Below are 24,688 nucleotides of genomic sequence, written 5' to 3' on the forward strand. Positions count from 1 at the left end.
ATGCGCGACCTCGGAGAGAACCATGACCCCGAACGGACAGATCGCTATCCCGCTTGACACAGCCGCAATCAGAGAACTGTTCTTGTCCTTCTTTTCGCTGCCGTGATCCTTGCCAGCCTCTTGGTGGCCCCGCGCCGCGCGACGATCGAGGGCTTTTTTGGCGGGGCCAATGCGGCAGGCCGCGCGCCGGGGCTTTGGGTGCTGGTGCTGAGCCAAGTCACCACGTGGATCTTCGCCCGCAGCCTGATGAACGCGGCGATCTTGGGCTATTTCTACGGCATCGCGGGCACGCTGGCCTATGCGGCCTATTACGGGTCGTTCCTGACGGGCGGTTTCATCGTCGGCCACCTGCGGCGCGGCGGCGCGCGGTCGGTGCAGGACTGGCTGGCGGGGCGTTTCGGGGGCGCGGGCACGGCGGCCTATAACCTCGTGATCGGGCTGCGGCTGCTGTCCGAGGTCTTTGCCAATCTGTTGGTCGTGGCGCTGATCTTCGAGGCCGTCTGGCCCGGGTCGGGCACGCTGGCGGTGCTGATCGTCGCCGCCCTCGGCTTTGGCTATTCGGCATGGGGCGGGCTCTCCGCCGCGCTGCGCACGGATGTGGTGCAGATGCTGGTCTTTCTCGTCGTCTTCGGCCTTGCACTCGGTGCGCTGCTGCTCAGCCCGGGGTTTGAGCTTGGCGCTGTGCTGAGCGCGCCGGGCACCTCGGGGCCGTATAACGGCTGGGTGCTTTTGGTCGTGGCGCTGTTGCAGGTCTTTTCCTATCCGGCGCATGACCCGGTGATGATGGACCGCGGTTTTCTGGCGGATGAGGCGACCACCCGGGCGTCCTTTCTCCATGCCTTTTGGATTTCGACGCTTTGCATCATCGGCTTCGGCTTTTTCGGCATCCAAGCCAGCCTGACCGGCGCGGCCTATGAGGGCGAGTTGATCGGCACATGGGGGCAAATGTTCCCGGGCTGGATATTTGTGGCGCTGATGCTGTCGCTGCTGGTCTCGGCCCTCTCGACACTCGACTCGGCGCTCGCCTCTGCCGCGCGGCTGATGGTTGAGGAATGGCGCATCGCCCCGCGCAGCCTCGCGGGCGGGCGGCTGGTGATGGCGGGGTTCATGGCGCTTGGCGCGCTGCTGACGCTTTGGGGAAACGCCACGCTTTTTGATGCCGTCGCGGTCAGCGGCACCGCCTCGATGTTCCTCACCCCGGTGCTGCTCATCGGGCTGGTGGCGGGGCGCGCGGTCCCGGTCTGGAGCTATCTTGCCGCCTTTGCCGCCGCGATGCTGGGGGCTGCGGCCTATTTCGCGCGGGGCTGGGAATGGGTCGCAATGCTGCTGCCCGAGGGGCATAAATACGAGCAATTGTTGGTGATCTGCGTCCTTGTGCTGCTGGCCGGGTTTGCGGCGGTGCTTGCGGGGGCGCGGCGGGGCTGATAGCTGGGTTTCCGAGCGATTTGATCGGATACCGCAGCCTCCATGAGTGACCCCACCCCCCGTCTGGAAATCCGCAACCTGCGCCGCGCCTATGGCGGGCGGCAGGTGGTCGATGACGTATCTTTGCAGATCTTGCCGGGGCAGGTGACTTGCCTGCTTGGCCCCTCGGGCTGCGGCAAATCCACCACGCTGCGCATGATCGCGGGGGTGGAGATGCAAGACAGCGGCACGATCCATGTCGATGGCAAACTGATCTGCGACACGGTCTTCCGCGTCCCACCCGAGCGGCGCGAGATCGGGCTGATGTTCCAAGATTTCGCCCTGTTCCCACATCTGAGCGTGGCCGACAACGTGGGCTTTGGCCTGAAGAAGGGCACGCGCGAGCAGAAGCGCGCCCGGATCGAGGAACTGCTCGAACGGGTCGACCTACGACGCTACATCGACGGCTACCCGCACCAGCTTTCGGGCGGAGAGCAGCAGCGCGTGGCGCTGGCCCGCGCGCTGGCGCCGCAGCCGCGCATCATGCTGATGGACGAGCCGTTTTCCGGACTGGACAACCGCCTGCGCGATGGCATCCGGGATGAGACGCTGAGCATCCTGAAAGAGGAAGATACCGCCGTTTTGCTGGTTACCCATGAGCCGGACGAGGCGATGCGCATGGCCGATGAGATCGCGCTGATGCGCGACGGCAAGATCGTGCAGCAGGGCGCGCCCTACAATGTCTACACCCGGCCCGTCGACCGCGCCTCGGTCGCGTTCTTCAGTGATGCGAATGTGTTGAATGCCACTGTGAACGGTGCACTGGCCGAAACGGTCTTCGGTGAGTTCCTTGCCCCCGGTCTGCCGGATGGCACCCGCGTGAATATCGTTTTCCGCCCGCAGCACCTGCGGATCGACTTTGACCGCGCCGGACAAGGGCCGCGCCCCACGGCAACCGATGGCACCCCGGCCCGCGCGCTGGTGGAACGCGCGCGCTTCATGGGCAACGAAAGCCTGGTGGAATTCGTGTTGGAAGAGGACGGATCGCGGCTCAAGGCCACGGTGCCCAATGTCTTTTTGCCGCAGCCCGGTGCCGTCATGTGGCTGACCGTGCGCCGCGACCGTTGCTTTGTCTTTCCGGTGACCTCATGAAGCCGCTGTTGGTGGAATTCGGCATGGGCTCCTCCCTGCGGCGCGGTGATTATACGCAGGCCGCGAAACGCGCGGTGCAGGATGCGCTGTGGCATAATTCGATCAATCTGGCCGAGCTTTTCGGTTTCGACAGGTCGGCCATGCGCATCACCCTCGACGTGGGCGTGCAACGCCCCGATCTGGTGGATACCGAAGCGCTGCGCGCGGTCTTTCCCTATGGTGAGGTGACGGTGACGCTGCATCACGGCGGCCTTGATGTGCCGCGCCCCGAAGGCGAAGGGAACCCAACCGTCATGGCCAATGTGGCGCTTTCCGTGGGCTTCGACATGGAGCGTACCGATGGCTGAGCAGCGGATCATCATCGAAATGGGCATGGGCAACGATCTGCATGGGATGGACTATACCAAGGCCGCCGCCCGCGCGATCGAGGATGCCCTGCGCCATTCTTCCCTGCCGCTGTTCGGCGCGCTGGAGGTGACGCCGGATCAGATGCGCGTGCAGGTCACCGTCGCGGTGCAAGAGCCTGAGAAGGTGGATGTCGACGCGCTGGTGGCCAAACTTCCTCGCGGCCGCGCCGAGGTCCGCGCGGTGAAGGGCGGGCTGAACGTGGCCACGGGGCAGGATACCATCGTGATCGCGCAGGCCAGTGTCGAGGCGTTTCTGCCCCCGCAAACCGGCTGGCTATTGAAGGGCTGAGGGGGCGGCCCTGATCTGGGGCTAGGGGCGATGGTCCGCGAGCGTTCTGCCCGGCTCGTCCACGAACAACTCCGGTAGCGGCTCGGCGCTTTCGATCTGATCGAGCGGCAGGGTCACGAAACCCGCCGCCCCCTCGCTCCAGGCCGTCAGCAGCCAGAACCGCCCCCAGTTGCGCACCTCCAACGGACGTATCACCTGCGGCGCGTCGCCGATCACTGCAATCCGCAGCTTTTGGCGGGCCTGCACCGCCGCGCGCAGCACCGGAAGATGGGTGAAAACCCGCGTGGCATTGCCCTGCGACCTCAGCGCCTGCGCCCATGCGGCACCCTCGGCAATGGTCTCGGTTGGCAGCACCGCGTCGAACTTGGCGGCCAATGTCTCTGCCGCGGCTTGTAGGGCGGGGTCACCCACCTCCGCCGCCACGGCAAGACCGAGGTTCAGCGCCTCCAACTCCGCCGCCGTCAGGGTCAGCGGGGGAAGGGTGATCGCCGGCGTGATCCGATAGCCTTCGCCCCGGGTGCCGGTGATGGACAGGCCCGCCGCGCTGAGCTTGCCCATATCGCGGTAGATCGTCCGGGGGGAGACGCCGAATTGCAGGGCCAAATCCTCGGCCCGGTGCAGCTGCCCATCCCGCAGCCTGTCGATCAGCCGGACAAGCCGATCTTCGGTTTTCGTTGATACCATCACGCCTCCTGACGCTCCTGACAAAAACATGTCATAAGGCGAATTGCACGTCCGAAAATCGGCAGTCCTTCGCCCGCCGCACCGCCCATCCGTTGCATTGCCCCTTCATGGTCCCGGCGCCGCCCGCTATCACGGTGCAGACCGGCGCGACCTGAGCGCGCCAAACATGATGGGAGAACAGACATGTTGAACAATATCGGATTGCCGGGCCTGCTGCTGATCGCGGTTGTCGTGCTGGTGCTTTTTGGCCGTGGCAAGATTTCCTCGCTCATGGGCGAAGTCGGCAAGGGCATCACCAGCTTCAAGAAAGGCATCAGCGAAGGCGAAGAAGAGAACAAGCGCGACGAGATCAAACATGTCGAAGACGTGCACCATGCTGACCTGCCCGAACATGCCGATCAGGGCACCCATCCCAAGACCGACCTGAAGGCCGACAAGGACCGGGTGTAACCCGATGTTCGATCTGGGTTGGACGGAGCTTTTAGTCATCGGCGTGGTGGCCCTGATCGTGGTCGGCCCCAAGGACTTGCCCGTGCTGTTTCGGCGTGTCGGGCAATTCGTGGGCAAGGCCAAAGGCATGGCGCGTGAATTCAGCCAAGCGATGAACGATGCCGCCGATGAAAGCGGCATGCGCGAGATGTCGTCGTCTCTGAACAAATCGCTGAAAACGGCCAGCAACCCTCTGGGCAGCGCCATGGATGAGGTCAAGGACGCGACCCGGTCCCTGACCAACTTCGACCCCGAGAGCGAGACCGGCAAACTGGCCGCCCAAAAGGCGGAGGATGTGAAGAAGATCCAAGCCAGCACCGCGCGGGCCGCCGCCGAGCGCAAGCAACGCGAAGCGGCGGAAGCCATGGCCGCGGCTGAAGCGGCAGAGGCGAAACTATCGGATGCCGCCCCGGCCAAGGAAGCACCGGCCCGGCCTGTGATCGAAAAAGACGCAGGTCAGGCCCAAGCGGCTTCGGACGATGCCGCCGCCAAGACCTCAACGGCACCCGAAGCTGCCGCCAAGAAAGAGTGAGTTGAATGAGCGCCACCGACGATTATGACGAGATCGACGACAGTTCCGCCCCGTTGATCGAGCATCTGGCCGAGCTGCGCACGCGGCTCATCCATTCGGTCATCGCCTTCATCATCGGGATGGTGATCTGCTTTACCGTCTGGAACCCGATCTTCAACTTCCTGACCGAACCGCTTTGCTCGGCCATGGCCGAACGGGGCCAAGAGGATTGCGGGCTGATCCTGATCAAACTGCAAGAGGGTTTCTTCGTCGCGATCTCGATCTCGCTTCTAGGCGGTCTGGTGCTGGGCTTTCCCTTCATCAGCTACCAGCTGTGGCGCTTCGTGGCGCCGGGGCTTTACAAGAACGAGAAGGGGGCCTTTCTGCCCTTTCTGATCTCCTCGCCGGTGATGTTCTTCCTCGGCGCGGCTTTCGCCTTTTATGTCGTCACGCCGCTGGCCTTCGACTTCTTCCTTGGCTTCCAGCAGGCGGGTACTCTGGTCGGTGGGCCGGATGGCGAAAACGGCATCGCCGCCATCGCCTTCCAAGGCTCGGCGCAGGAGTATCTCTCGCTCACGATAAAATTCATCGTGGCCTTTGGCCTGTGTTTCCAATTGCCGGTTTTGCTGACGCTGATGGGCAAGGCGGGGCTGGTGAGCTCCGAAGGGCTGGCCAATGTGCGCAAATACGCCGTGGTGGCGATCCTTGTGCTGGCCGCGCTGGTCACCCCGCCGGATGTGATCACGCAGGTGATCCTTTTCGTGGTGGTCTATGGCCTTTACGAAATCTCGATTTTCCTCGTGCGCCGGGTCGAGACGAAGCGCAACAAAAAGCTGCGCGAAGAGGGCTACTTTGACGACGAAGACGAGGAAGACCTGCTGTGATCAATGATCCGATGGACCGTATCGCGGCGGCGCTGGAGCGTATGTCTCCCGCGCCGCTCGCCGCCCCGGATTTCGATGCGGCCACGGCCTTCGTCTGGCACACCGACCCAGACCGTTTGGTGCCGGTGCCGCAGGTCGCCCGGATCGACCTGCCGCTTCTGGTGGGCGTGGATCGGGCGCGGGATACGCTTTTGGCCAACACCCGCCAATTCGCGGCGGGGCTGCCGGCGAACAACGCGCTGCTCTGGGGGGCGCGGGGCATGGGGAAATCCAGCCTTGTCAAAGCGATACACGCGGATGTTCAAGCATCACATGAAGCGTTGCGCATCGTTGAACTGCAGCGCGAAGACCTGCCTTCGGTCGGGCGGCTTTTGTCCCTCCTGCGCGGCGCTTCGCAGCGCTTCATCCTGTTTTGCGACGACCTCAGCTTTGGCCATGACGACGCGCATTACAAATCGCTGAAGGCCGTGTTGGATGGGGGCATCGAAGGGCGGCCCGAGAATGTCGTGCTCTATGCCACATCGAACCGCCGCCACCTGATGCCGCGCGACATGATCGAGAACGAGCGCGGCAGTGCAATCAACCCTTCGGAAGCGGTCGAGGAAAAGGTCTCTCTCTCTGACCGCTTCGGGCTGTGGCTGGGGTTCCACCCCTGCGATCAGGACCAATATCTGGCGATGATCCGCGGCTATTGCGATGCCTTCGGCGTAGAGATCGACGACGACACATTGCGCGCCGAAGCCGTCGAGTGGCAGGCTACACGCGGCGCGCGGTCGGGCCGGGTGGCATGGCAGTATTTCGTGGATTTGGCTGGCCGGAAAGGCGTTCCCGTTTCGGGCGGTTGAGCGCCGGACGGTGTGAGTGAAAGGGCCCGCAACTTCTGCGGGCCCTTTGTCGTTTGGTTACTGAATATAGGGCGTCGGATCGACGCTCTCAAAGCCTTTGCGCACTTCGAAATGCACATGCGATTCCGACCCGCCGCGTAGTTTGGCGATCTGCTGGCCCCGGCTGACGCTGTCGCCCTTGGCGACGTTCACGCCGTCGACATTCGCATAGACCGTAAGCAGGTTGTTGGCATGGCGCACCACGACGATCGGGATGCCCTCCGCACTTTTGGTGATCGCGGCGACGGTGCCCGCGTCGGCGGCTTTCACGGGCCCGCCGGGGCTGCCCTTGATGTTGATCCCCTCGTTCTTGCCCTTGGAATAGGCCCGGATGATGGAGCCTTGGACCGGGGGTGTCATCTTGGTGGCCTTTGCCGGGGCGGTGGGCTTGCCCACATCGGCCACAGGCTCTTTCGGCTCGACCTTGGGCGGCAGGGGCTGTGCGGTCTCATCCTGCGGCAGCGGTTTGGCGGCAGAGGGCGGCGTCGGCGTGGGGGTGCCCGCGCCGGGCGCGCTGGTGGCCGGCTGCGCGGGGCGCGAGGCGGCGGCGCTTGAGGCAGTGTTGGTCGCCTGACGCGGGGGCGCTTGTTTCTCGACCGGGATCAGCAGGAATTGCCCCTCGCGGATCGCGAAATCGGGGCCGAGGCCGTTCCATTCGGCCAGTGATTTGACCGGCACGTTGTAAAGACGCGCCACGGTATAGGCCGTCTCCCCCCGCTCGACCCGGTGGCGCACGGGCTCTTTCGCCTGCGGGGCTGCGGGCTGTGGCGCGGGGGTGCTTGTGGTGCCCGCGGGCGGCAGGCTCTGGGTTTGCACGCTGGGGGTCGCGGGGGCGCGGTCGATGGCGCCGCCGGCAAGGGTGGTAATGTCCACGGCGCCATTGGTGCCCGGCGCAGGCTCAGAGACACGGCGGGGCAGGGCGATGATCTCGCCCTGGCGGAGCGGGACGCCCTGTTCGATCCCGTTGTAGCGGGCCAATTCGCCGCTGTCGGCGCCCACGCGAGCGGCCACGTCTTTCAGCGTATCGCCCCGGCGGGCAACGACTACTTGATAATTGGGATAGGAGATCACGCCCCGGGCGTCGGGTTTGGGCCGGTCCGCCAAAGGCCCGCGCGCGGCTTCGGCGGTGGAGAACCCATCGCCAAAGGTGCTGCGCATATCGTAATCCAGGGGCTGATTTTCGCAACCTGCCAGCAGTATCGCACTGGTCCCGGCCATTAGGGTCAGCCGCATGGGGCGGCGCAAGCGTGTTTGGCGCATCTGCAAGTCCTCATCTTCGCCCCCAGACGGTATGGGGCGTTGTCCGTGTCTCTGTAACCTATTAGCCGTCCTTGCCCAAGCCTTCCAGCAGGGGGACAAAGCGCACGGCCCGCAATTCGTCGTATTCCAGCCCATCAGCGGTCTTTCGCACGCGGATGAGGTGTTGCACCGTGTCGGATTGGCCGACGGGCAGTACCATGATGCCGCCCTCCTTTAGCTGCGCAAGCAGGGGGCCGGGGGGGTCTTCGGCGGCGGCGGTCACGATGATCCGGTCAAAGGGCGCCTGTTCGGCAAGGCCAAAGCTGCCATCGGCGGTGATCGCGGTAATGTTGCTCAGGTCCATCGCCTCGAAGACGCCGCGCGCCTCTTGCACCAGACGGCGGTGCCGGTCGATCGTATAGACCCGCCGGGCGAGCTTGCTGAGGATCGCCGCCTGATAGCCCGATCCGGTGCCGATTTCGAGCACCTTATCGCGCGAGGACACCTGCAGGGCTTGGCTCATCAATCCCACCACAGAAGGCTGGCTGATGGTCTGGCCGCAGGCGATGGGCAGGGGCATGTCCTCATAGGCGCGGCTGGCAAAGAGGCCGCGGATGAAGGGGCCGCGGTCGATCGCTTCCATCGCTGTCAGCACACGCGCATCGGTCACGCCCTTCGAGCGCAGCGCGTAGAGGAACTGCATCTTGCGTTCCGCTTCAGAGATGGGGGGCTCATTCATCCGTTGATGCCCGCCAGCGTTTCGAGGGCCGCGTGATCCGTCAGGTCGCAGCGCATCGGGGTGACTGAGATATAGCCGTCAAGGTTGACGCAGGCATCGCTGCCCGGGGCCGTTTGCACGCGTTGATCGCCACCCTTGATCCACAAAAAGCGGCGACCCGAGGGCGACAGATGTGCCTCGGTCGAAAACCCGGTGCCGGGGCGGCGGCCCTGCGGGGCCAGCCGGGTGCCGCGCACATCGGCGGCGGCCACCGGGGGGAAGTTCACGTTATAGAAGAGCCCGTAGGCCGCGTCTTCCTTGGGGCTGTGGTCCAGAATGCGGCGGCAGGTCTCGGCCCCGTGTTTGGCAGCGGCCTCAAAAGGATCGGCCAGATCGCGGTTGGCGGGGCCATAGTATTGCGACAGGGCGATGGCGGGCAAACCTTGCAACGCCGCCTCGATCGCACCGCCGAGCGTGCCGGAATAGAGCGCGTTTTCAGCCGCGTTATTGCCCCGGTTCACGCCGGAGAGCACCAGATCGGGAGGGGCGGCGGTCATCGTGTCGTGGATCGCGGCAAGGACGCAATCGGCGGGAGAGCCTTCGGTGGCGAAGACGCGGTCGTCCAATTGCGTGATCATCATCGGCTTGGTGTAGCTGATGCAATGTCCCACCCCGGATTGCTCGAACGCCGGTGCCACGGTCCAGACCTCGCCCCCGGGCCCGGCGAGTTCCTCGGCGATGGCGCGCAGCACGGCCAAACCGGGTGCGTTGATGCCGTCATCGTTTGTAATCAAAATACGCATGAATGGCCCCTTTTTGCCTTGATAGGCGAGGGGCGGACCGGCGGCAAGCGCAGCGCGCCGGTGCCGCGCGGTTCAGGAGGCGGAGTTTTCCGAGAGTTGCGCCAATACCGCAGCGGCCTGCGTGGCGGTGTCGCTCAGCGCCGCGCGGTCTTCGCCGGGGAAGAAGCGGGCGCGGGTGGCGGTGGGCATCGGCTCGGGCGTGAGGATATGGACGCGGGGGCCGATCTGCGCGGTCTCGACCTGCCAAGAGGTTGCCAGCGCGATCTGCGCGGCCTTGGTCGCCCCGTAGCTGCCGAAGAATTTCGTGCCCGCGCGCGGATCGTCAAAGAAGACCGCCGTGCCCTCCGCCCCCAAGAGCGGCGAGACAAAGGTGATCAGCCGCGCGGTGGCGGTGACGTTTCCGGCGATGGATTTCTCCATATCCTTGGCGTCGATGTGATCGGTCGGCGTCAGCGGGGCCGCGTGAACGGCGCAATGCAGCCACAGGTCGAGCCCGCCCCAACGGTCATGGATGCCCCGGCAGAGCACGGCCATGGCATCGGCGTTGGTGATGTCCATCGGTGCCAAGGTGGCGCTGCCGCCCTTGGCCTGGATACGGTCGTCCAACTCTTCCAATGCGCCGGTCGTGCGACCGACCGCGATGATGTGATGGGTGGGGGCCAAGGCTTCTGCCAATGCAGCCCCAAGGCCGCGCGACGCGCCGGTGATCAATGCTGTCTTGCTCATGCGCGGGATGTGCACTGCCCCGCGCGGCAGGTCAAGAGGCGCGCGCCGCGCCTCCTTCAAGGTTTCAGCCCTGTGGCAGGCGCAGCACCTGATTGCCGCGACGGCTGGAAAGCACCAGCGTCCCTTGCCCGATGGCAGAGACGATGCCGCCGGCGACCTGATCGCCCACTTCGACACGAGAGATTTTGCCGCCACCTTCGCGGATCAGCGCGCCGGGCGTGCTGTCGCTGCCGAAGATGCCGATCAGCGCCGTGCTGGACAGGTCGGCCTTTTCAGTTGCCAGATCGGAGACTTTCTTTGGGGTCGGGGTCCCATTGCTCGCCATAGATATGCCTTTCGCCTGTGGTTGCGTTTTGCGCGGCAGTCCCCCGCGCTCGCAAGGCGTCAGCTAAGCCCTGCCGCATTGCAGCGGAAGGGGGCGTTTTCGGGATGCGCAGGGTTCTGCCAAAGCGTCGGCAATGCTGTGCCGACGCCCCTGTTGTAACGCTGCGACCTTTCGTAAGGCTTAATTCGGCTTAGCCGACGAATGCCTTTTCGACGACGAAATGCTGGGGGTCGGAATTGGCGCCCTCGGTCAGGCCAAAGCCTTCGAGAATCTCCATAATATCCTTATTGAACCCAAGGCTGCCGCAGACCATGGCGCGGTCATGGGCGGCATTGATCTGGGGCACGTCCAAATCCGCGAACACGGTGCCATTCTGCAAAAGGTTGGTGATCCGGCCCATCTTGGGGCTCTCTTCGCGGGTGGTGGTCGGGTAATAGCGAATCTTGGCGAGGTTTTCCGGGCCAATGAGTTCCTGCATCAGCTCGTCGGCCTTCAGCCCTTCGATCAACTGGCGGCCATACTCAAGCTCCGCCACGTCGCGGCAGGTGTGGGTGACGATGACCTCGTCGAATTTCTCATAGGTCTCAGGCTCGCGCAGCAGGCTTGCGAAGGGGGCAAAGCCGGTGCCGGTGGCGAACATCCACAGCCGGTCGCCGGGCAGCAGCGCGTCATGCACCAGCGTGCCCACGGGTTTGGGCCGCAGGATGATCTGATCGCCGGGCTGGATGTGCTGCAATTTGGAGGTCAGCGGACCGTCTTGCACTTTGATCGAGTAGAACTCCAACTCATCATCCCATGCGGGCGAGGCGATGGAATAGGCGCGCAAGAGCGGTTTTTGCTTGCCCGTCTCGGGATGCGGGTCGCCCATCAGGCCGATCATCACGAATTCGCCCGAGCGGAACCGCAGGCTTGCAGGCCGGGTCACCCGGAACGAGAAAAGCTGATCGGTCCAGTGCGTGACCGAGGTCACGGTCTGGGCGTCGGGCAATGTCGGGACGGGCTTGGCGGCGGTTTGGTTCACTGTGCTCTGCTCGGTCATCATGGTTTCCGCAAATCGGGTTGCGGCCTCTACTTATGGCAAGGAAGGGGGGAGGGCAATGAAGCGGCCTATTTGGCCGCAGTCGCCGGTCCGGATGCGGCACCGCGCAGGCGGGACTGATAGTCATGCGCCTGCCAATCAGCGCGGGCGCGCCATTGGTCCTCAGGCTGGCGGGCGGCCAGGTCTTCGTCGATCTCGACCTCATCGAACCCGGCGCGGCGGGCCATGGCGTATTGATCGGCCAGCACATGCCCGCGGGCGCGCAGGCGGCCCTTGTAGCCGCGCAGGCGCAGGACACGGGCGATGGTAAAGCCGCGCCCATCCGCGAAAGAGGGGAAGTCGACGCGGATCATCTCAAGCGCCGGGGTCAGCGTGAGGGCATGGGCATCGGCGTCAGAGGCCAGATCGACGGCGCGGCAATCGTTCGCGGCGCCCTCCTCGCAATAGCCTTGCGTCCAGTCGTCGGCGGTGAAGCCTGTGTCGGTGACGAGTACGCTCATGATTTGTCTCCTGTTCGGACCACTTTGCCGTTCACAAAATGGATGCCGCATTCTTCTTTGTTCTGATCGCGCCAGCGTCCGGCGCGCGGGTCTTCGCCCGGGGCCACGGGCGAGGTGCAGGGCGCGCAGCCGATCGAAGGGTAGCCCTTGGCCACCAGCGGATGCCGGGGCAGGCGGTTTTCGGTGATGTAGTCGCTCACATCAGAATTGGCCCAATAGGCCAACGGGTTCACCTTGATGCGCGGCGCGGCACCGTCTTCGGGGACTTCGACCTCGAAAAACTCCAAGGCCGCGCGGCTGCCCGATTGAAAACGTTTGCGCCCGGTGATCCAGCCGTCATAGCCCGCCAGCGCGTTTTGCAGGGGCCGGGTCTTGCGCAGGGCGCAGCAGGCGTCGGTGTCATATTGATGCAGCGTGCCGTCGGGATCCTGTGCTGCGATCTCTTCGCTGCGCAGGGTGGTGACGTTGCGCAGACCGAGGCGTTCGCTCAGTTCCTGCTGGTAGACGAGGGTTTCGGCAAAGAGCATCTCGGTGTCGATGAAGAGCACCGGGATATCGCGCGATACCATGGATACGAGGTGCAAGAGCGCCACCGATTCCGCGCCAAAGCTGGAGACGAGAGTGAGGTTCTCGATCTCAGCATCGGCGCGGCGGATCACATCCGTTGCCCCGTGGTGGCGCAACTCGGCGTTGAGCCGTGCCACCTTTTCCTCGACCGCGCGCAGCCCCTCGGGGGGCGGCGCATCGGTATTTGAGAAAGGATGAAGTTCGGGGGTGTCAAGCGGCATTGGCCCGGTCCTTATTGGCCGTGTCTGGGTAGAGCACCGCCTTGAACGGCGCGAGGCCGAGGCGGCGGTAGGCTTGCAGAAAGGTCTCGCCGGGATCGTTGCGCAGGTCGAGATAGCCCCGCACGAGGCGTTCGATGGCGGGGATGATCTCCTCTGCCGAGAAGCCGGGGCCGGTGCGGGTGCCAAGGCTCGCATCCTCGGTGCCATCGCCGCCGAGCGTGATCTGGTAGTTCTCTACACCCGCGCGGTCGAGGCCGAGGATGCCGATATGGCCCACGTGGTGGTGGCCGCAGGCGTTGATGCAGCCCGAGATCTTGATTTTGAGCGGACCTACGTCATGCTCGAGCTTCAACTCGTCGAAACGGGTCGCGATCTCCTGCGCGATGGGGATGGAACGCGCGGTGGCCAGCGCGCAGTAATCCATGCCGGGGCAGGCGATGATGTCCGAGATCAAGCCGATGTTGGCGGTGGCGAGTTTCGCCTCTTTCAGCGCGGCGTACAGTTCGGGCAGGTCGCTGCGGTGCACATGGGGGAGGATCACGTTCTGTTCGTGGCTGATGCGCAGCTCGTCATGGCCAAAGCGGCGGGCGAGGTCGGCCATCACGCGCATCTGGCCGGCGGTGGCGTCGCCCGGCGTTGCACCATGGGCCTTGAGGCTGATCGAGACGATGGCATAGCCCGGCGCGCGGTGCGCGGCGAGGTTGGTATCCGCCCATGCGCGGAAAACCGGATCGTTGGTATAGGCGGATTCGTAGGCCCCGAGGGAGGCTGTCTTGAACGCGGGCGCTGCGAAATCGGCCTCGATGCGCGACAGCATTTGCTGATCGACGCCGGTGAATTGGTCGCGGATCAGCGCATATTGCGCATCGACCCGGGCGCGGATGTCTTCGATGCCGTTTTCGTGGACGGTGATCTTGATGCGCGCCTTATACTTGTTGTCGCGGCGGCCGAGCACGTTGTAGACGCTGACGATGGCTTCGAGCGTGGGCAGCAGGTCCTCATACTTCACGAATTCATAGAGCACCTTGCCGATCATCGGGGTGCGGCCGAGGCCACCACCGACGATGACTTCGAACCCCTGCTCGCCGTCGCGCTCGACGATGCGCAGGCCGATGTCATGGGCCTTGATCACCGCACGGTCAGCGGCGGCGCCGGTGACGGCGACCTTGAACTTGCGCGGCAGGAACTGGAATTCCGGATGGTCGGTGGACCATTGCCGGATCAGCTCGGCCACCGGGCGCGGGTCGGCGACCTCGTCAGCGGCGGCACCAGCGAAATGGTCTGCCGTCACGTTGCGGATGGTGTTGCCGGAGGTCTGGATCGCATGCAGCTTTACCTCGGCCAGCGCGTCGAGCATATCGGGCACATCGCGCAATTCGGGCCAGTTGTACTGGATGTTCTGACGCGTGGTGAAATGGCCGTAGCCCTTGTCCCACCGCTCGGCGATATAGGCGAGTTGATCCATCTGGGCGCTGTTGAGCGTGCCATAGGGGATTGCCACCCGCAGCATATAGGCGTGCAGTTGCAGGTAGAGCCCGTTCATCAGGCGCAGGGGTTTGAACTCATCCTCGGTGAGCGAGCCGTCGATGCGGCGCTCGACCTGGGCGCGGAACTGGGCATTGCGTTCGGCGAGGAATTTGTCGTCGAATTCGGTGTAGCTGTACATCAGACGGTCTCCTGTTTGCCGTGGGCGTAGTTCGAGGGGCCGGTGGCGCGGAACTCTTCGCGGAAATGGGTGGGGCGGGGGCCGCCCGCTTCGGGGGCCACATCGGCGAGGTAGACGCCGACGACCAAGTCTTGTTGGCTCAGCGCGTCGATCAGGCGCAGGTCGGCGTCGGCCTCATCGGTGAGGACTTCGGCCTCGCTGAGTTTGCGGGTCCAGCCGGTGGCGGTTTGATAGACGACATCGCCTTCGAGCAGCGCATTGGCGGTGATGACCTTGGGGGTGAAGGGTTTGGGCATGTCAGGCCAGCTCCTCTAGCGGGGTTTCGGTGGCAACTTGGACGGCGGCGCGTGGGGCGAGGCCGTAGAAGGTGAGCGCGGGGCCGGTCATTTCGGCATCGGCCAGATCGCGCGGCAGATCGTTCAGCGTGGTCGCCAGCACCCGCTGATCAGCGCGCGAGGCGTTTTCGATCACGGTGACGGGGGTGGCGCGGTCGGCACCGTGCATCAGCAGGCGGCCTTGGACGAAACGAGCGGATTTCTTGCCCATGTAGATCGCGGCGACCTCGTTTGGGCGCGCGAGGGCGGCCCAGTCGTGATCGGCGAAACCCTTCATGTCATGCCCCGTGAGGAAGCGGACCGAGGCATTGCGGCCCCGTTTGGTCAGGCTTTGCCCGATGCCCGCCACGGCGGCGGAGGCGGCGGTGATGCCGGGCACGATGTGCCAGCCGATGCCATGGGCGTCGACCGTGTCGATCTCTTCGTCGAGGCGGCCAAAGACCGTGGCATCGCCGGATTTCAACCGCACCACCTGCGCGCCGCTTTGCGCGTGTTCGACCAGCAGGGCGTTGATGTGCTCTTGGGCCGTGGAGGGGCCGAAACCCTCTTTGCCGACGTCGATCATCAGCGCTTCGCGGCGGGCGAGTTCGAGAATCTCGGAGCTGATCAGACGGTCGTAGATCACCACATCGGCCTCATCCAGCGCGCGGCGGGCCTTGAGCGTCAGCAGTTCCGGGTCGCCCGGGCCACCCCCGACAAAGGCCACATGGCCAGCGCGGGCTTTGCGGGTGAGATGGGTGTGCAGCAGGGTTTTCAGCGCCGGGCGCACGGTATCCTTGCCCTCAGCCATGGCGCGGGGGCCGGTGGCGAAATAATACTCCCGCCAGAAATCACGGCGCGCGCGGCCCATGGGCAGGGCATCGGCCAGCTTGCGAAAGCCTTTGCCGATGCGCGCCAGCGGGCCGAGGGTGACGGGTAGACGCTCTTCCAGATCGGCCTTGATGGCGCGGGCCAGCACCGGGGCGGCGCCTTCGGTGCCGATGGCCACGGTCACGGGATCGCGGTCGACGATGGCGGGGGTGATGAATTCGCTGTCATGCAGGTTGTCGACGATGTTGACCAGCACGCCCGCCGCATGGGCCAGCGCGGCATTTTCGGCATCCAGCGCGTCATCCTCATCCGCTGCGTAGAACAGCCGCGCGCCGGGCAGGTCGGCGGCGGTGAGGCGGCGGCGGTGCAGGGTGAGCTTTCCTGCCGCCTGCCAGTCGACGATCTCTGCCGCCGGGTCGGGGGCGAAGACATGCAGTGCCGCTTGGGTTTTCATCAGCAGACGCAGCTTGGCCAGAGCGGCTTCGCCGCCGCCGGAAAGGAGGATCTTTTGCCCGCGGGTGGCGAAGAAGATGGGAAAGTGATCCATGATGCGCCCTGTATTCTGTTTGACGTGACCTCTTATATAGGAAATATTCCCGATAATTGGCTATATGCTGGCGCAGATAAGAACATGTGTTCGCTTTGGCCGAAGGTTGAGTATGAACGTCCTGCCGGGACAAGAGAGAAGAGAATGACTGTCCGAATTGATGAGACCGACCGGAAGATTTTGGCGCAGCTGCAACGGGATGCGAGCCAATCGCTGGACGATATCGCCCGTGAAGTGGGGTCTTCAAAGACGCCGGTGTGGAATCGGATACGCAAGCTGCGCGAAGCCGGGGTGATTGGCCAGCAGACCGTCGTGCTGGATTCCGAAGCGCTCGGGTTCGAGGCCTGCTTCTTTGTCCTGATCCGCACGTCCGAGCATGAGGCGGCCTGGCAGGCGGCGTTTTTGCAGGCGTTGAAAGATCGGCCAGAGGTGCAGGAGGCGCACCGTCTGGCGGGGGATATCGACTATATCCTAAAGGTGCGGGTAAAGAACGCGCGGGCCTATGACGTCTTTTATCAGGCGCTGATTTCCGAGGTGAAAGTGCATAACGTCACCGCGCTTTTGTCGATGGAAGAGATCAAATCGACGACGATGCTGCCGCTGTAAGGGGGCGGGGCGGCAGGAGCCTCCGCCGCCCCGCATTGGCTTAGGACTGGGCGAGGGCCGTCACGATGGGCGCGAAATCCTCGGCCTTGAGGCTGGCCCCGCCGACCAACGCGCCATCGACGTTTTCGACCGCGAAGATTTCGACCGCATTCGCGGCCTTTACCGAACCGCCGTAAAGCAGGGGGAGCGCCTTGCCGATCTCCGCGCCGAAACGGTCGATCAGGCGGGTGCGGATGAAGTCATGCACCTCTTTAATTTGCGCAATGCTGGGAACTTTGCCGGTGCCGATGGCCCAAATCGGTTCATAGGCGATGACGGTGTTCCCGGCCTCCACGGCATCGGGGAGGGAGCCGTCAAGCTGTGCGCCGATGATGTCGAGCGTTTGGCCCGCGTCCCGCTCCGCCTCGCTTTCGCCGATGCAGATGATGGCGTTGAGACCGGCACCCCATGCGGCAACGGCCTTGGCTTGCACATCGGCATCGGTCTCGCGGTGGGCATCGCGGCGCTCGGAATGGCCGAGGATCACATGGCTGGCCCCGCTGTCGGCAACCATCGCGGCGGAGATATCGCCAGTGTAGGCGCCCGCTTCTTCAGCATGGCAATCCTGTGCGCCGATTTGGATCGGGGTGCCGTGAGTGGCGTCGGTGGCGCGGAAGAGGAGGGTGCTGGGCGGGCAGATCACGACCTGCGGCGGGTTCTCGGGCAGGCCGGTGGCAAGGCTGTGAAGCTCGGTCAGCGCGGCGGCGGTGCCGTTCATTTTCCAGTTGCCGGCGGCGATTTTGGGGCGCATCGGTTCCGTCCTGATCTGTTTACGTTGTCAGATCAGTTCGCAGGCCCGTGGCCTCGCGTCAAGGCCGGGGCAGATCGGCGCGCCTACTTCGCGCCGAGGCTTTCGTCGAATTTAATCGATTCGCCGCACCCGCAGGCTTCGGTCACATTGGGATTGCGGAATTTGAAACCGGACTCGAGCAGCGTTGTCTCATAGTCAATCTCGGTGCCGAAGAGGAACATCTGCGCCATGGGGGCGATCATCACCCGCGCTCCGTCTTGTTCGACCACCTCATCATTGGGGTCGGTCGCTTCGACGTATTCCATGGTGTATTCCATGCCCGCACAGCCGCCTTTCTTGACGCCAATGCGCAGCCCGGCGTGGCCTGCCGATTGCATCAGCTTTGCAATCTGGCCAGCGGCTTTGGGGGTCATGGTAACGGCTTGCTTGCCGGGAATGCCAAACATCACAAATCTCCTATGCGGCCAAGATAGGGGTGCGGCGCGGCGATCTCAAGCCGTCAGAAGGAATTCATTGCGGCCTTGGTGGTGAAGGCAGCGATGAGCGCCCAGCCGAAAGAGGCAAGCGTGCCGATGATCACATATTCGCTGATCTTCTGGTTCTTTTTCACCGTGTCGAAACGCAGGATCGACTTTGCCGCGATGAGAAATCCGATGCCCGCAGGCTCGCCGATCATGACCATCAGAAAGATCAACGCGCGTTCCAGCAGGCCGATCATCCGGCCCGCATTCTCCAGCCCATCCGGTTGGGCCTGTTCCTTGTGCGGCAGCATCAAGCCGCCCACGGCGGGACCGCCTGCGAGCGTTGCAGTGACCAGCCCCGCGATGAACAGGGCAGGTGGGATCAGCGTGCTGCTATGGCTGGCCCAGAGGCCGCTGGCAAAAGCATCGGGTAGGAAGAAGACAAAGATCGCGATGCTAACCAGATGCGCGATCTGGTCGCTAAGGTAGGGCCAGAGCCGGTCGCGCTGCCGCTCTGGCACGGCGTAGGTCTTGACCGCGTCGATCGCGATATGGGCAAGGGCCAGCGATGCGGCGGGGATCAGGCTGCCGCCGAGGGCCAGCGTCGTCAGGCCAAAGACGATAGCGCCGTGCAGCAATAGCACCCCCGGCTTGCGCTTGGCTGCGACCATCGCATTGGTTTGAAACACGAAATCAGCCAGAAGATGAGCGATCAGGCAAGCGAGAGCGGTGGCGATGGCCTGTTCGGTCATGGAAATCCCGTTTGGTGTGAATGCTTACTATTTGAAAAGCCATGGCGGGCTGGGGCAAGTGCTTTGTCGTGAATTTAAACAGCCTTATTTGGCTGTAAAGTGTGATAACAGCTTTATATGGCTGATTTACTTTCTTCCAAAACCTCGCAGACCTCCCGCAACTCATCTATCCCCGCCGCCTCCACATGGCCCTGCACGCTTTGCTGTGTCAGGTCAAACTGCCGCGCAAGCTCTGCTTGGACGGGCGGCTCGGGGGCCAGCATGTAATAGGCGACATCGGCTTGGCGCTTGGTCCAACCGCCCGCGATCCGGTCGGCAAGGGGCAGGGCCGCGCGCAGGGCGAGGGGGGCGTCGGGCGCGTGCATGCGCCGCGCGCGGGGCATGTTGTCGAGCGCGTGGCCGGAGCTGACAAGTGCCGCTCCGTCCGCGCGGGATAGGTCGTCGCTTGTGAAATGCGCGGGGCCGATACCGATGCCAAAGCGGGTGTCGGCGGTCTTGCCGCAGCGGCGCACGGCGGCACGTAGGACGAGGGCTGCGCGGAAGGTGAAGCTGGGGGTCACGGCCATCTGCCAGCCATCTCCGCGAAAACGGGTCATGCGGGCGGGCTGGCCCTGCCAAGCAGTCAACGCCTTGGCGGCGTCATCGAGACGCACGAAAATGGCGTCCAACTCCGCCCGGCTCATCGCGGAGGATTTCACGATATCGCCGGTAAAAATTGCCCAAGTTTCCATGGCTTGCCCCTTGTTTCCCGCAATGTCGCAGGAAGGCGAAATCCATGCAAGCCCGGCTAGGGAAAAGGGCCGCCCAAAAGGGGGCGGCCCTGATGGCATTCTAACGGCTAGGACCGGTCAGAGACCCATGCAGTTCGCATAATAGGTCACGGTCGCGGGCCAGTCGGAGAAGACACCGGCCACGCCCACGTCTTGGGCCAGCACGTCCAGCGCCACCAGATAGTCGCTGTCGTCTTTCACGATGTCATTGACCGACTGGAAGTACCAACCGCCACCCGAGGCGAGCGGGCCGGAACGCTCCAGCGTCCATGCAATCAGGGTCAGCCCTGCTTCTTTCGCGGCCATGGCGTATTCGGATGCGGCGATGGCGCCGTCCGTATTGGTCAGCATCATGTTGAGCGAGGGGGCGAGGTAGTTCACGCCCTTGGCTTTCAGATCGGCGAAATCTTCGGCCCAAGTCTCGGGGTTTTGCTCATCGAAACCGTCGGACCACTGCACCAGATAGACGGCCTGCTTGCCGAATTCCGGTGTATTCTCAACCCAGTAAAGCACGTCTTCGAGGTTGAAGGACTGCGGCCAAACGTCGGAGGCGGGAATGCCTGCGGCGACATATTCATCCACCAGCTTCTGCGCGTAGTCTGCCTGAGAGAAGCCTTCGTGCGGCATCTCGACGGAGGGGGATTTCAGCTCAGGCGTGAACTTGGCGCCAAGAGATTTGAACAGTTCGATCGATTCCGCATGGGTCATCAGATCGGCCTTGTCGCTGTAGAGCTCGGTGCGCCAAGTCGCGACGCCGCCCTGATAGTCTTCGGCGGTGGTGGCGGTCTTGTCGGCGCTGTCCATCTTGGGCGTCAGGGTGCGGAATTCGGCCAAGGTGATGTCGGAGGTGCGACATTCGGCGCTGGCGGGCGTGTCACCCGACGCGGCGGTGAAGCCGGTGGTGCATTTCTCGGCCAGATCGGAGACGAGGATATTCGTCGTGGTGTGCAGATCGTTCTGTGCGTGACGGCAGACCAGCTCGTGATCGGCGGTAAAGGTCACGTCGCATTCCAAGATGCCCGCGCCCATCCGCGCGGCAGCGACGTTGGACTGCACGGTATGCTCAGGAAACATCAGCGGCGCGCCACGGTGGCCGATGGAGAAATCGGTTTTGGTGGCGTCTTGCCCCATGCAGGAGGCCAGCTTGTCCTTCAATGCGCCCTCGGGCAGCTTGTCCACCAGATAGGCCGGGCGGGGGCCGTATTCGACCGGGGTCGCGGTGGCGTGGGCCTCGGCCAGCGCCATGCCGGGCGCGAGGGCCAGAGCGGCGAGAGAAACAAGTGTTCGCATAATGTTATCCGTTCGTGAATGAAGTTCTGGGGCTTCTATGGGTGCCCGATGTAACGGTTTCACGACCGGTTCATGTCAGTCAAATGAACAATCCTTGGCCGCCCCGCTCGGCGGGATGCGGCCAAAGAAAACGCCGCCGATGCCCTGCACCGACGGCGTCCGTTCTTTGCGTTGTAAAACTGTCGCTTACATGAAGCCCAGTTCAAGGCGAGCTTCGTCCGACATCATGTCCATGCCCCAAGGCGGCTCCCAGACCAGTGCCACATTGACCTGCTTGACCCCGGCGATCGGCTCGACCGCATCGGCTACCCAGCCGGGCATCTCACCGGCCACGGGGCAGCCGGGCGCGGTCAGCGACATCTTGATGTCGACCTCATTCTCGTCGTTGATGTCGATGGTGTAGATCAGCCCCAGTTCATAGATATTCACCGGGATCTCAGGGTCATAGACCGTGCGACAAGCCTCAACGACCTGCTCGTAGAGCGGGTGATCGGTAGAAGAGGGCGCAATCAGCGGTGTCCCTTCGAGCGGTTGGGTCTGTTCGGTCATCTCTTGCCTCGCATCATTCTCGACGTTTTATATAGGGATTGCGGGCAGGGGCGTAAAGTGGCCCCGAGCCGGGCGGGGCCGCTGCCGCCCCCGTTATCCGCCTTTGCGACGCCGCACGGGCTGTGGCTTCACGCGGGCTTCGATCTCATCATAGACCTTGCCGACGATGTCTTTCTTGGTGGCATTCTCGATCCCCTCGAAGCCGGGGGAGGAGTTGACCTCAAGCACCTTTGGCCCGCTCTCGGAGCGCAGCAGATCGACCCCGGCGATGCCAAGGCCAAAGGCGCGGGCGGCGCGTACGGCGGTGTCGCGTTCCTCTTTCGAGATGCGCACCACCTTGGCCGAGCCGCCCCGGTGCAGGTTCGAGCGGAAATCCCCTTCGGCGCCAGTGCGTTTCATGGAGGCCACGACCTTGCCCGCCACCACGAGACAGCGGATGTCTTCGCCAGCGGCCTCCTTGACGAAATCCTGCACGAGGAAGTTGGCGCGCAGACCGCGGAAGGCGTCGATCACCGACTCGGCGGCCTTTTTGGTTTCGGCCAGCACGACGCCTTTGCCTTGGGTCGATTCCAGCAGCTTTACGATCAACGGCGCGGTGCCCACCAGCGCCATCAGGTTGCTGGTGTCTTTGGGCGAGGCGGCGAAGGCCGTGGTCGGCATGCCAATGCGCTTGGCGGCCAAGACCTGATGCGCGTGCAGCTTGTCGCGGCTGGCGGTGATCCCGGCAGAGCCGTTGACGCAGAAGGTGCCGATGGTCTCGAACTGGCGGATCACGGCGGTGCCGTAGGAGGTGATCGACGCGCCGATGCGCGGGATCACCGCGTCATAGCGCGGAAGGCGCTTGCCGTCGTAATGCACCTCGGGGGCCAGTTGGTTGATCGCCATGTAGCAGCGCGTGGTGTCGATGACTTCGACCACATGGCCGCGCGCTTCGCCCACCTCGACCAGCCGGCGGGTGGAATAGTTGTCTTCCCGGCTCAGCACCGCGATGCGCAGCGCGCGCTGCGGCGCTTTGTGGCGCAGGCTGGCGGTGTGGTAAACGTCGTAATTCAGGTCAGGCTGCAACCGCCGTTCGGTGGCCGAGATGTTGATATGTTCGGTCAGCGCCTGACGGCCCAGCAACATGCGGCTGGTCATGGTGCTCCGGTTGGTCAGGGTCACGTCGATGGGCCAGCTTTGGCCGCCGACCTCAAGCGTGGTGGCGATGACGAAACGTTGCTCGGATTCGCCATTGGAAGAGGTCACCTCGCGCCGGTCGATGATCGGGGCGGAACAGGTGATCGAGATATCCTCGCGCCCGGAAATGGGATGCACGTTGAACCGCACCTTGGGTTTTGACGCGGGGCCAAAGACTTCGATGTCATGGGCATGAAGCGCCGAGGTGCGCGCGCCGGTGTCGACCTTGGCCTTGATCGCGGGCAGGCCGAGATCGGGCAGGGCAACCCATTCTTCCCAGCCGAATGTCAGTTTTTCCATTGCCTGCTCCTTGGGTCATTGGTCCGCCTGCCTAACCTGCGGCAAGCGCTGCATCAAGCGGCGTGATGCTACGGCGTGCCCATATCCGCAGGGGCGGGGGGCAACATGCGGACATCGTTCTCTTTCTCCATCCGAGCGGCGGCGGCAAGCAGTTCTTCGCGCACGCGGCATTCGATATCCCAAAAGGTCGCGGCATTGTCGGTGGGCAACTCGAAGCGCACCTTGATGCCGAAGGCATCTTGGTCGAGCACATGCACCTTGGCCTTGTCCATCGGTTTGACGTCATTGGGGTCTTCCCGCGCCAAAAGGTCAAAGAACACGCGGCGCAGCGCTGCCACATCGGCGTTTTGCGACAGGGTGAGGATGATGGGGCGCACCATGGCGTGATCCTCGATCGACCAGTTTTCAAAGGCGTCGGAAACGAAATAGCTGACCGGCACGATCAGCCGGGTACCGTTCCAGTTGAGTAATTGCACGTAAGTAAAGTGAATTTGCTCGACCGTGCAGAAATGCCCTTCGAAGATCAGTTGATCCCCGATCCGCGCGGAGCGGTTCAGCGCGATCTGGATGGAGGCGAGGATATTGCCCAGAACCTCACGCGCCGCGAAACCCAAGACGATGGTCACCGCACCCGCAGAGGCCAGCAGCGACAGGCCAAGGGTGTTGTCCGCATTGCTGGAAACAAGGATCACGCCAGAGGCCACCAGCACGGCGATCACAATCACCCCTTTGCGCGCCGCCGCGATTGTCGTGGCGATAGAGCGCATATGGGCGTTCATCGGATCGGCAAGCTCATAGGCATTGTTGGGGCTGATCCGATCAAAGATCTCGTCAAAGGTAAAGACGATGGCGAGAGCCGCGGCGGTGACATAGGCGATCAGCAAAATCGGGCTCAGCACCGCGTCGATAAAGCCTGAGACGACCAAGACCCGGCTGGTGGCCGTGCCGATGATTGCCGCGCAGAGCACGATGGCGGCGGGCCAGCGGAAAGAGCGAAACACAAAGCGCATCCAACGGCGTTTGGCGGCCTCTCCGAGACGGCGCATGACGCCGAAGGCGAACCAGCCAGCCATGAGGGCAACGCCAACCAGCAGCGGCAGGAACAGCACCTCCCACAGATACATGCCCCAAAAGGCGCGGATGCGCAGCCAGTCGGGCAGCATCGTCTCAAGGTCCGTCGGCCCATACTGTGCATGCAGATCCGGGATGTTGTCGATGCTCTGACGGGAGAAGACCCAGACTGGCTCGGCATCCTCACCGGGTTTGATCCGGTTGAGCCGCAGCGGCACGTCATGTCCGCCCAGTTCCAGCCTGTCGATCAAGAGCGAGCGGCGCACGCGCCCGGTGTCATTGTCCTCGGCCGAGCCAGAGAGCCAGCCATCGGGGCGGTCCGCCAGCCTGCGCCATGGCACGACGACCTTGCGCTCCATCAAGACGGAGAGTTGGAAGGCGCGCTCGGCCCCGATAACCGCCTGATCCCCTTGCGGCAGATCCGACAGGTCTAGGATATGGGCCGCGTCCGAATAGTGGCCATTGTCCGTGAGGTAGATGAAGCTTTCCAGCGCCGCCATCGGTGTACCGCGGTCCAGCGTCTCGGGCGGGGGCGGCAGGCCGGGGTTCAGTTCGGTCGTTTCAAACCATTTTTCCTGCGCCTGCCCGGTGGCGGCCCCTGAGAGCAGCGCAATCGCCAGCACGAAAGCCCCCAGAAAACGAGGCAACACAGTCGCGAAAGCGCGTGGGAGTAAGGCAAGCTGCTGCATGGATAGCGCAATGTAGCGGGGGTTCGGGCAATTC

General features: G+C 63.8%; 29 protein-coding genes. 9 read left to right on the plus strand and 20 right to left on the minus strand.

The features are described 5' to 3' along the window. The first annotated feature begins 102 nt into the window (after nt 1–102). The 4 genes from ACGYK7_RS15585 to ACGYK7_RS15600 are packed head-to-tail and all read left to right on the plus strand — an operon-like array spanning nt 103 to nt 3,252. Nucleotides 103–1,425 carry a sodium:proline symporter gene (locus tag ACGYK7_RS15585; RefSeq protein WP_394403425.1) on the plus strand — a complete coding sequence of 441 codons (1,323 nt, stop codon included), beginning with the start codon at nt 103–105 and terminating at the stop codon, nt 1,423–1,425. A gap of 42 nt (nt 1,426–1,467) precedes the next feature. Beyond that, nucleotides 1,468–2,556: an ABC transporter ATP-binding protein gene (locus tag ACGYK7_RS15590; RefSeq protein WP_394403426.1), complete on the plus strand. Its 1,089-nt coding sequence runs from the start codon at nt 1,468–1,470 to the stop codon at nt 2,554–2,556. Beyond that, a complete protein-coding gene (locus ACGYK7_RS15595; protein WP_394403427.1) occupies nt 2,553–2,903 on the plus strand; it encodes a Lin0512 family protein in 351 nt (116 codons plus the stop codon). Before ACGYK7_RS15590 ends, ACGYK7_RS15595 begins: the two co-directional genes overlap by 4 nt. Continuing rightward, a complete protein-coding gene (locus tag ACGYK7_RS15600; RefSeq protein WP_394403428.1) occupies nt 2,896–3,252 on the plus strand; it encodes a Lin0512 family protein in 357 nt (118 codons plus the stop codon). The genes ACGYK7_RS15595 and ACGYK7_RS15600 overlap by 8 nt, the downstream gene beginning before the upstream one ends. Nucleotides 3,253–3,273: 21 nt before the next feature. On the opposite strand, the gene ACGYK7_RS15605 is transcribed toward ACGYK7_RS15600, so the two are convergent. Then, complete coding sequence (locus tag ACGYK7_RS15605) at nt 3,274–3,936, minus strand: helix-turn-helix transcriptional regulator (protein ID WP_394403429.1); 663 nt, start codon at nt 3,934–3,936, stop codon at nt 3,274–3,276. A 183-nt stretch (nt 3,937–4,119) separates the two neighbouring features. On the opposite strand from ACGYK7_RS15605, the gene ACGYK7_RS15610 reads away from it, so the two are divergent. From ACGYK7_RS15610 to ACGYK7_RS15625, 4 genes are read left to right on the plus strand one after another with little or no spacing between them, the layout of a single operon-like run. Continuing rightward, nucleotides 4,120–4,386 carry a twin-arginine translocase TatA/TatE family subunit gene (locus ACGYK7_RS15610; protein ID WP_067268177.1) on the plus strand — a complete coding sequence of 89 codons (267 nt, stop codon included), beginning with the start codon at nt 4,120–4,122 and terminating at the stop codon, nt 4,384–4,386. Between the two features lie 4 nt (nt 4,387–4,390). Then, a complete protein-coding gene (gene tatB, locus ACGYK7_RS15615; RefSeq protein ID WP_394403430.1) occupies nt 4,391–4,957 on the plus strand; it encodes a Sec-independent protein translocase protein TatB in 567 nt (188 codons plus the stop codon). Nucleotides 4,958–4,962: 5 nt separating this feature from the next. Continuing rightward, entirely contained in the window at nt 4,963–5,820 is an 858-nt protein-coding gene (gene tatC / locus ACGYK7_RS15620; protein ID WP_394403431.1) for a twin-arginine translocase subunit TatC, read from the plus strand. Beyond that, complete coding sequence (locus tag ACGYK7_RS15625; protein WP_394403432.1) at nt 5,817–6,665, plus strand: ATP-binding protein; 849 nt, start codon at nt 5,817–5,819, stop codon at nt 6,663–6,665. Before tatC ends, ACGYK7_RS15625 begins: the two co-directional genes overlap by 4 nt. Before the next feature lie 57 nt (nt 6,666–6,722). On the opposite strand, the gene ACGYK7_RS15630 is transcribed toward ACGYK7_RS15625, so the two are convergent. The 11 genes from ACGYK7_RS15630 to cysG form a co-directional block, all read right to left on the minus strand. Continuing rightward, complete coding sequence (locus tag ACGYK7_RS15630) at nt 6,723–7,964, minus strand: peptidoglycan DD-metalloendopeptidase family protein (RefSeq protein ID WP_394403433.1); 1,242 nt, start codon at nt 7,962–7,964, stop codon at nt 6,723–6,725. A gap of 61 nt (nt 7,965–8,025) precedes the next feature. Continuing rightward, the gene (locus ACGYK7_RS15635; RefSeq protein WP_394403434.1) at nt 8,026–8,682 is read right to left on the minus strand and encodes a protein-L-isoaspartate(D-aspartate) O-methyltransferase; all 657 of its coding nucleotides are present in this window, start codon (nt 8,680–8,682) and stop codon (nt 8,026–8,028) included. Next, a complete protein-coding gene (gene surE / locus ACGYK7_RS15640; protein ID WP_394403435.1) occupies nt 8,679–9,464 on the minus strand; it encodes a 5'/3'-nucleotidase SurE in 786 nt (261 codons plus the stop codon). The genes ACGYK7_RS15635 and surE overlap by 4 nt, the downstream gene beginning before the upstream one ends. A gap of 72 nt (nt 9,465–9,536) precedes the next feature. Then, complete coding sequence (locus ACGYK7_RS15645; RefSeq protein ID WP_394403436.1) at nt 9,537–10,190, minus strand: SDR family NAD(P)-dependent oxidoreductase; 654 nt, start codon at nt 10,188–10,190, stop codon at nt 9,537–9,539. A 64-nt stretch (nt 10,191–10,254) separates the two neighbouring features. Then, nucleotides 10,255–10,515, minus strand: coding sequence for a pilus assembly protein PilZ (locus ACGYK7_RS15650; protein ID WP_394403437.1), 261 nt, complete (start codon nt 10,513–10,515; stop codon nt 10,255–10,257). A gap of 190 nt (nt 10,516–10,705) precedes the next feature. Beyond that, nucleotides 10,706–11,554 (minus strand): ferredoxin--NADP reductase, encoded by an 849-nt coding sequence (locus ACGYK7_RS15655; protein WP_394403438.1) that lies wholly within the window; start codon nt 11,552–11,554, stop codon nt 10,706–10,708. A 68-nt stretch (nt 11,555–11,622) separates the two neighbouring features. Then, complete coding sequence (locus ACGYK7_RS15660; RefSeq protein ID WP_394403439.1) at nt 11,623–12,054, minus strand: DUF934 domain-containing protein; 432 nt, start codon at nt 12,052–12,054, stop codon at nt 11,623–11,625. Continuing rightward, complete coding sequence (locus tag ACGYK7_RS15665) at nt 12,051–12,842, minus strand: phosphoadenylyl-sulfate reductase (protein ID WP_394403440.1); 792 nt, start codon at nt 12,840–12,842, stop codon at nt 12,051–12,053. Before ACGYK7_RS15665 ends, ACGYK7_RS15660 begins: the two co-directional genes overlap by 4 nt. Beyond that, nucleotides 12,832–14,508 carry a nitrite/sulfite reductase gene (locus tag ACGYK7_RS15670; RefSeq protein ID WP_394403441.1) on the minus strand — a complete coding sequence of 559 codons (1,677 nt, stop codon included), beginning with the start codon at nt 14,506–14,508 and terminating at the stop codon, nt 12,832–12,834. Before ACGYK7_RS15670 ends, ACGYK7_RS15665 begins: the two co-directional genes overlap by 11 nt. Then, a complete protein-coding gene (locus ACGYK7_RS15675) occupies nt 14,508–14,804 on the minus strand; it encodes a DUF2849 domain-containing protein (RefSeq protein ID WP_136720162.1) in 297 nt (98 codons plus the stop codon). The genes ACGYK7_RS15670 and ACGYK7_RS15675 overlap by 1 nt, the downstream gene beginning before the upstream one ends. A 1-nt stretch (nt 14,805) precedes the next feature. Continuing rightward, entirely contained in the window at nt 14,806–16,200 is a 1,395-nt protein-coding gene (cysG, locus tag ACGYK7_RS15680; protein ID WP_394403442.1) for a siroheme synthase CysG, read from the minus strand. 144 nt (nt 16,201–16,344) lie between these two features. Between cysG and ACGYK7_RS15685 the strand changes: the two genes are divergently transcribed. Then, entirely contained in the window at nt 16,345–16,806 is a 462-nt protein-coding gene (locus ACGYK7_RS15685; protein WP_067265010.1) for an Lrp/AsnC family transcriptional regulator, read from the plus strand. A gap of 40 nt (nt 16,807–16,846) precedes the next feature. On the opposite strand, the gene tpiA is transcribed toward ACGYK7_RS15685, so the two are convergent. From tpiA to ACGYK7_RS15725, 8 genes are all read right to left on the minus strand, one after another. Further along, entirely contained in the window at nt 16,847–17,596 is a 750-nt protein-coding gene (tpiA, locus tag ACGYK7_RS15690) for a triose-phosphate isomerase (protein ID WP_394403443.1), read from the minus strand. Nucleotides 17,597–17,679: 83 nt separating this feature from the next. Beyond that, nucleotides 17,680–18,042 (minus strand): iron-sulfur cluster assembly accessory protein, encoded by a 363-nt coding sequence (locus ACGYK7_RS15695; RefSeq protein WP_067265014.1) that lies wholly within the window; start codon nt 18,040–18,042, stop codon nt 17,680–17,682. A 53-nt stretch (nt 18,043–18,095) separates the two neighbouring features. Then, nucleotides 18,096–18,809, minus strand: a complete 714-nt coding sequence (locus ACGYK7_RS15700; protein ID WP_394403444.1) for a DUF3307 domain-containing protein — start codon at nt 18,807–18,809, stop codon at nt 18,096–18,098. 113 nt (nt 18,810–18,922) lie between these two features. Further along, the gene (locus ACGYK7_RS15705; RefSeq protein WP_394403445.1) at nt 18,923–19,540 is read right to left on the minus strand and encodes a hypothetical protein; all 618 of its coding nucleotides are present in this window, start codon (nt 19,538–19,540) and stop codon (nt 18,923–18,925) included. A 117-nt stretch (nt 19,541–19,657) separates the two neighbouring features. Next, a complete protein-coding gene (locus tag ACGYK7_RS15710) occupies nt 19,658–20,869 on the minus strand; it encodes a glycerophosphodiester phosphodiesterase family protein (protein WP_394403446.1) in 1,212 nt (403 codons plus the stop codon). A 186-nt stretch (nt 20,870–21,055) separates the two neighbouring features. Beyond that, the gene (locus ACGYK7_RS15715; protein WP_209218051.1) at nt 21,056–21,418 is read right to left on the minus strand and encodes an SUF system Fe-S cluster assembly protein; all 363 of its coding nucleotides are present in this window, start codon (nt 21,416–21,418) and stop codon (nt 21,056–21,058) included. 93 nt (nt 21,419–21,511) lie between these two features. Then, nucleotides 21,512–22,894: a 30S ribosomal protein S6--L-glutamate ligase gene (gene rimK, locus ACGYK7_RS15720; protein WP_394403447.1), complete on the minus strand. Its 1,383-nt coding sequence runs from the start codon at nt 22,892–22,894 to the stop codon at nt 21,512–21,514. Between the two features lie 68 nt (nt 22,895–22,962). Further along, nucleotides 22,963–24,654 carry a mechanosensitive ion channel family protein gene (locus tag ACGYK7_RS15725; RefSeq protein WP_394403448.1) on the minus strand — a complete coding sequence of 564 codons (1,692 nt, stop codon included), beginning with the start codon at nt 24,652–24,654 and terminating at the stop codon, nt 22,963–22,965. Nucleotides 24,655–24,688 lie beyond the last annotated feature (34 nt).

Origin of the sequence: Sulfitobacter sp. 1A15299, from assembly GCF_043556915.1 — a bacterium.
In the GTDB taxonomy this organism is placed as follows: Bacteria; Pseudomonadota; Alphaproteobacteria; order Rhodobacterales; family Rhodobacteraceae; genus Sulfitobacter.

Excerpts from the sequence above, each read along its gene's own strand:
- ACGYK7_RS15590 (WP_394403426.1), top strand. The coding sequence starts at position 1,468 with ATGAGTGACCCCACCCCCCGTCTGGAAATCCGCAACCTGCGCCGCGCC.
- ACGYK7_RS15595 (WP_394403427.1), top strand. The coding sequence starts at position 2,553 with ATGAAGCCGCTGTTGGTGGAATTCGGCATGGGCTCCTCCCTGCGGCGC.
- ACGYK7_RS15600 (WP_394403428.1), top strand. The coding sequence starts at position 2,896 with ATGGCTGAGCAGCGGATCATCATCGAAATGGGCATGGGCAACGATCTG.
- ACGYK7_RS15605 (WP_394403429.1), bottom strand. The coding sequence starts at position 3,936 with ATGGTATCAACGAAAACCGAAGATCGGCTTGTCCGGCTGATCGACAGG.
- ACGYK7_RS15610 (WP_067268177.1), top strand. The coding sequence starts at position 4,120 with ATGTTGAACAATATCGGATTGCCGGGCCTGCTGCTGATCGCGGTTGTC.
- tatB (WP_394403430.1), top strand. The coding sequence starts at position 4,391 with ATGTTCGATCTGGGTTGGACGGAGCTTTTAGTCATCGGCGTGGTGGCC.
- tatC (WP_394403431.1), top strand. The coding sequence starts at position 4,963 with ATGAGCGCCACCGACGATTATGACGAGATCGACGACAGTTCCGCCCCG.
- ACGYK7_RS15630 (WP_394403433.1), bottom strand. The coding sequence starts at position 7,964 with ATGCGCCAAACACGCTTGCGCCGCCCCATGCGGCTGACCCTAATGGCC.
- ACGYK7_RS15635 (WP_394403434.1), bottom strand. The coding sequence starts at position 8,682 with ATGAATGAGCCCCCCATCTCTGAAGCGGAACGCAAGATGCAGTTCCTC.
- surE (WP_394403435.1), bottom strand. The coding sequence starts at position 9,464 with ATGCGTATTTTGATTACAAACGATGACGGCATCAACGCACCCGGTTTG.
- ACGYK7_RS15645 (WP_394403436.1), bottom strand. The coding sequence starts at position 10,190 with ATGAGCAAGACAGCATTGATCACCGGCGCGTCGCGCGGCCTTGGGGCT.
- ACGYK7_RS15650 (WP_394403437.1), bottom strand. The coding sequence starts at position 10,515 with ATGGCGAGCAATGGGACCCCGACCCCAAAGAAAGTCTCCGATCTGGCA.
- ACGYK7_RS15655 (WP_394403438.1), bottom strand. The coding sequence starts at position 11,554 with ATGACCGAGCAGAGCACAGTGAACCAAACCGCCGCCAAGCCCGTCCCG.
- ACGYK7_RS15660 (WP_394403439.1), bottom strand. The coding sequence starts at position 12,054 with ATGAGCGTACTCGTCACCGACACAGGCTTCACCGCCGACGACTGGACG.
- ACGYK7_RS15665 (WP_394403440.1), bottom strand. The coding sequence starts at position 12,842 with ATGCCGCTTGACACCCCCGAACTTCATCCTTTCTCAAATACCGATGCG.
- ACGYK7_RS15670 (WP_394403441.1), bottom strand. The coding sequence starts at position 14,508 with ATGTACAGCTACACCGAATTCGACGACAAATTCCTCGCCGAACGCAAT.
- ACGYK7_RS15675 (WP_136720162.1), bottom strand. The coding sequence starts at position 14,804 with ATGCCCAAACCCTTCACCCCCAAGGTCATCACCGCCAATGCGCTGCTC.
- cysG (WP_394403442.1), bottom strand. The coding sequence starts at position 16,200 with ATGGATCACTTTCCCATCTTCTTCGCCACCCGCGGGCAAAAGATCCTC.
- ACGYK7_RS15685 (WP_067265010.1), top strand. The coding sequence starts at position 16,345 with ATGACTGTCCGAATTGATGAGACCGACCGGAAGATTTTGGCGCAGCTG.
- tpiA (WP_394403443.1), bottom strand. The coding sequence starts at position 17,596 with ATGCGCCCCAAAATCGCCGCCGGCAACTGGAAAATGAACGGCACCGCC.
- ACGYK7_RS15695 (WP_067265014.1), bottom strand. The coding sequence starts at position 18,042 with ATGTTTGGCATTCCCGGCAAGCAAGCCGTTACCATGACCCCCAAAGCC.
- ACGYK7_RS15700 (WP_394403444.1), bottom strand. The coding sequence starts at position 18,809 with ATGACCGAACAGGCCATCGCCACCGCTCTCGCTTGCCTGATCGCTCAT.
- ACGYK7_RS15705 (WP_394403445.1), bottom strand. The coding sequence starts at position 19,540 with ATGGAAACTTGGGCAATTTTTACCGGCGATATCGTGAAATCCTCCGCG.
- ACGYK7_RS15710 (WP_394403446.1), bottom strand. The coding sequence starts at position 20,869 with ATGCGAACACTTGTTTCTCTCGCCGCTCTGGCCCTCGCGCCCGGCATG.
- ACGYK7_RS15715 (WP_209218051.1), bottom strand. The coding sequence starts at position 21,418 with ATGACCGAACAGACCCAACCGCTCGAAGGGACACCGCTGATTGCGCCC.
- rimK (WP_394403447.1), bottom strand. The coding sequence starts at position 22,894 with ATGGAAAAACTGACATTCGGCTGGGAAGAATGGGTTGCCCTGCCCGAT.
- ACGYK7_RS15725 (WP_394403448.1), bottom strand. The coding sequence starts at position 24,654 with ATGCAGCAGCTTGCCTTACTCCCACGCGCTTTCGCGACTGTGTTGCCT.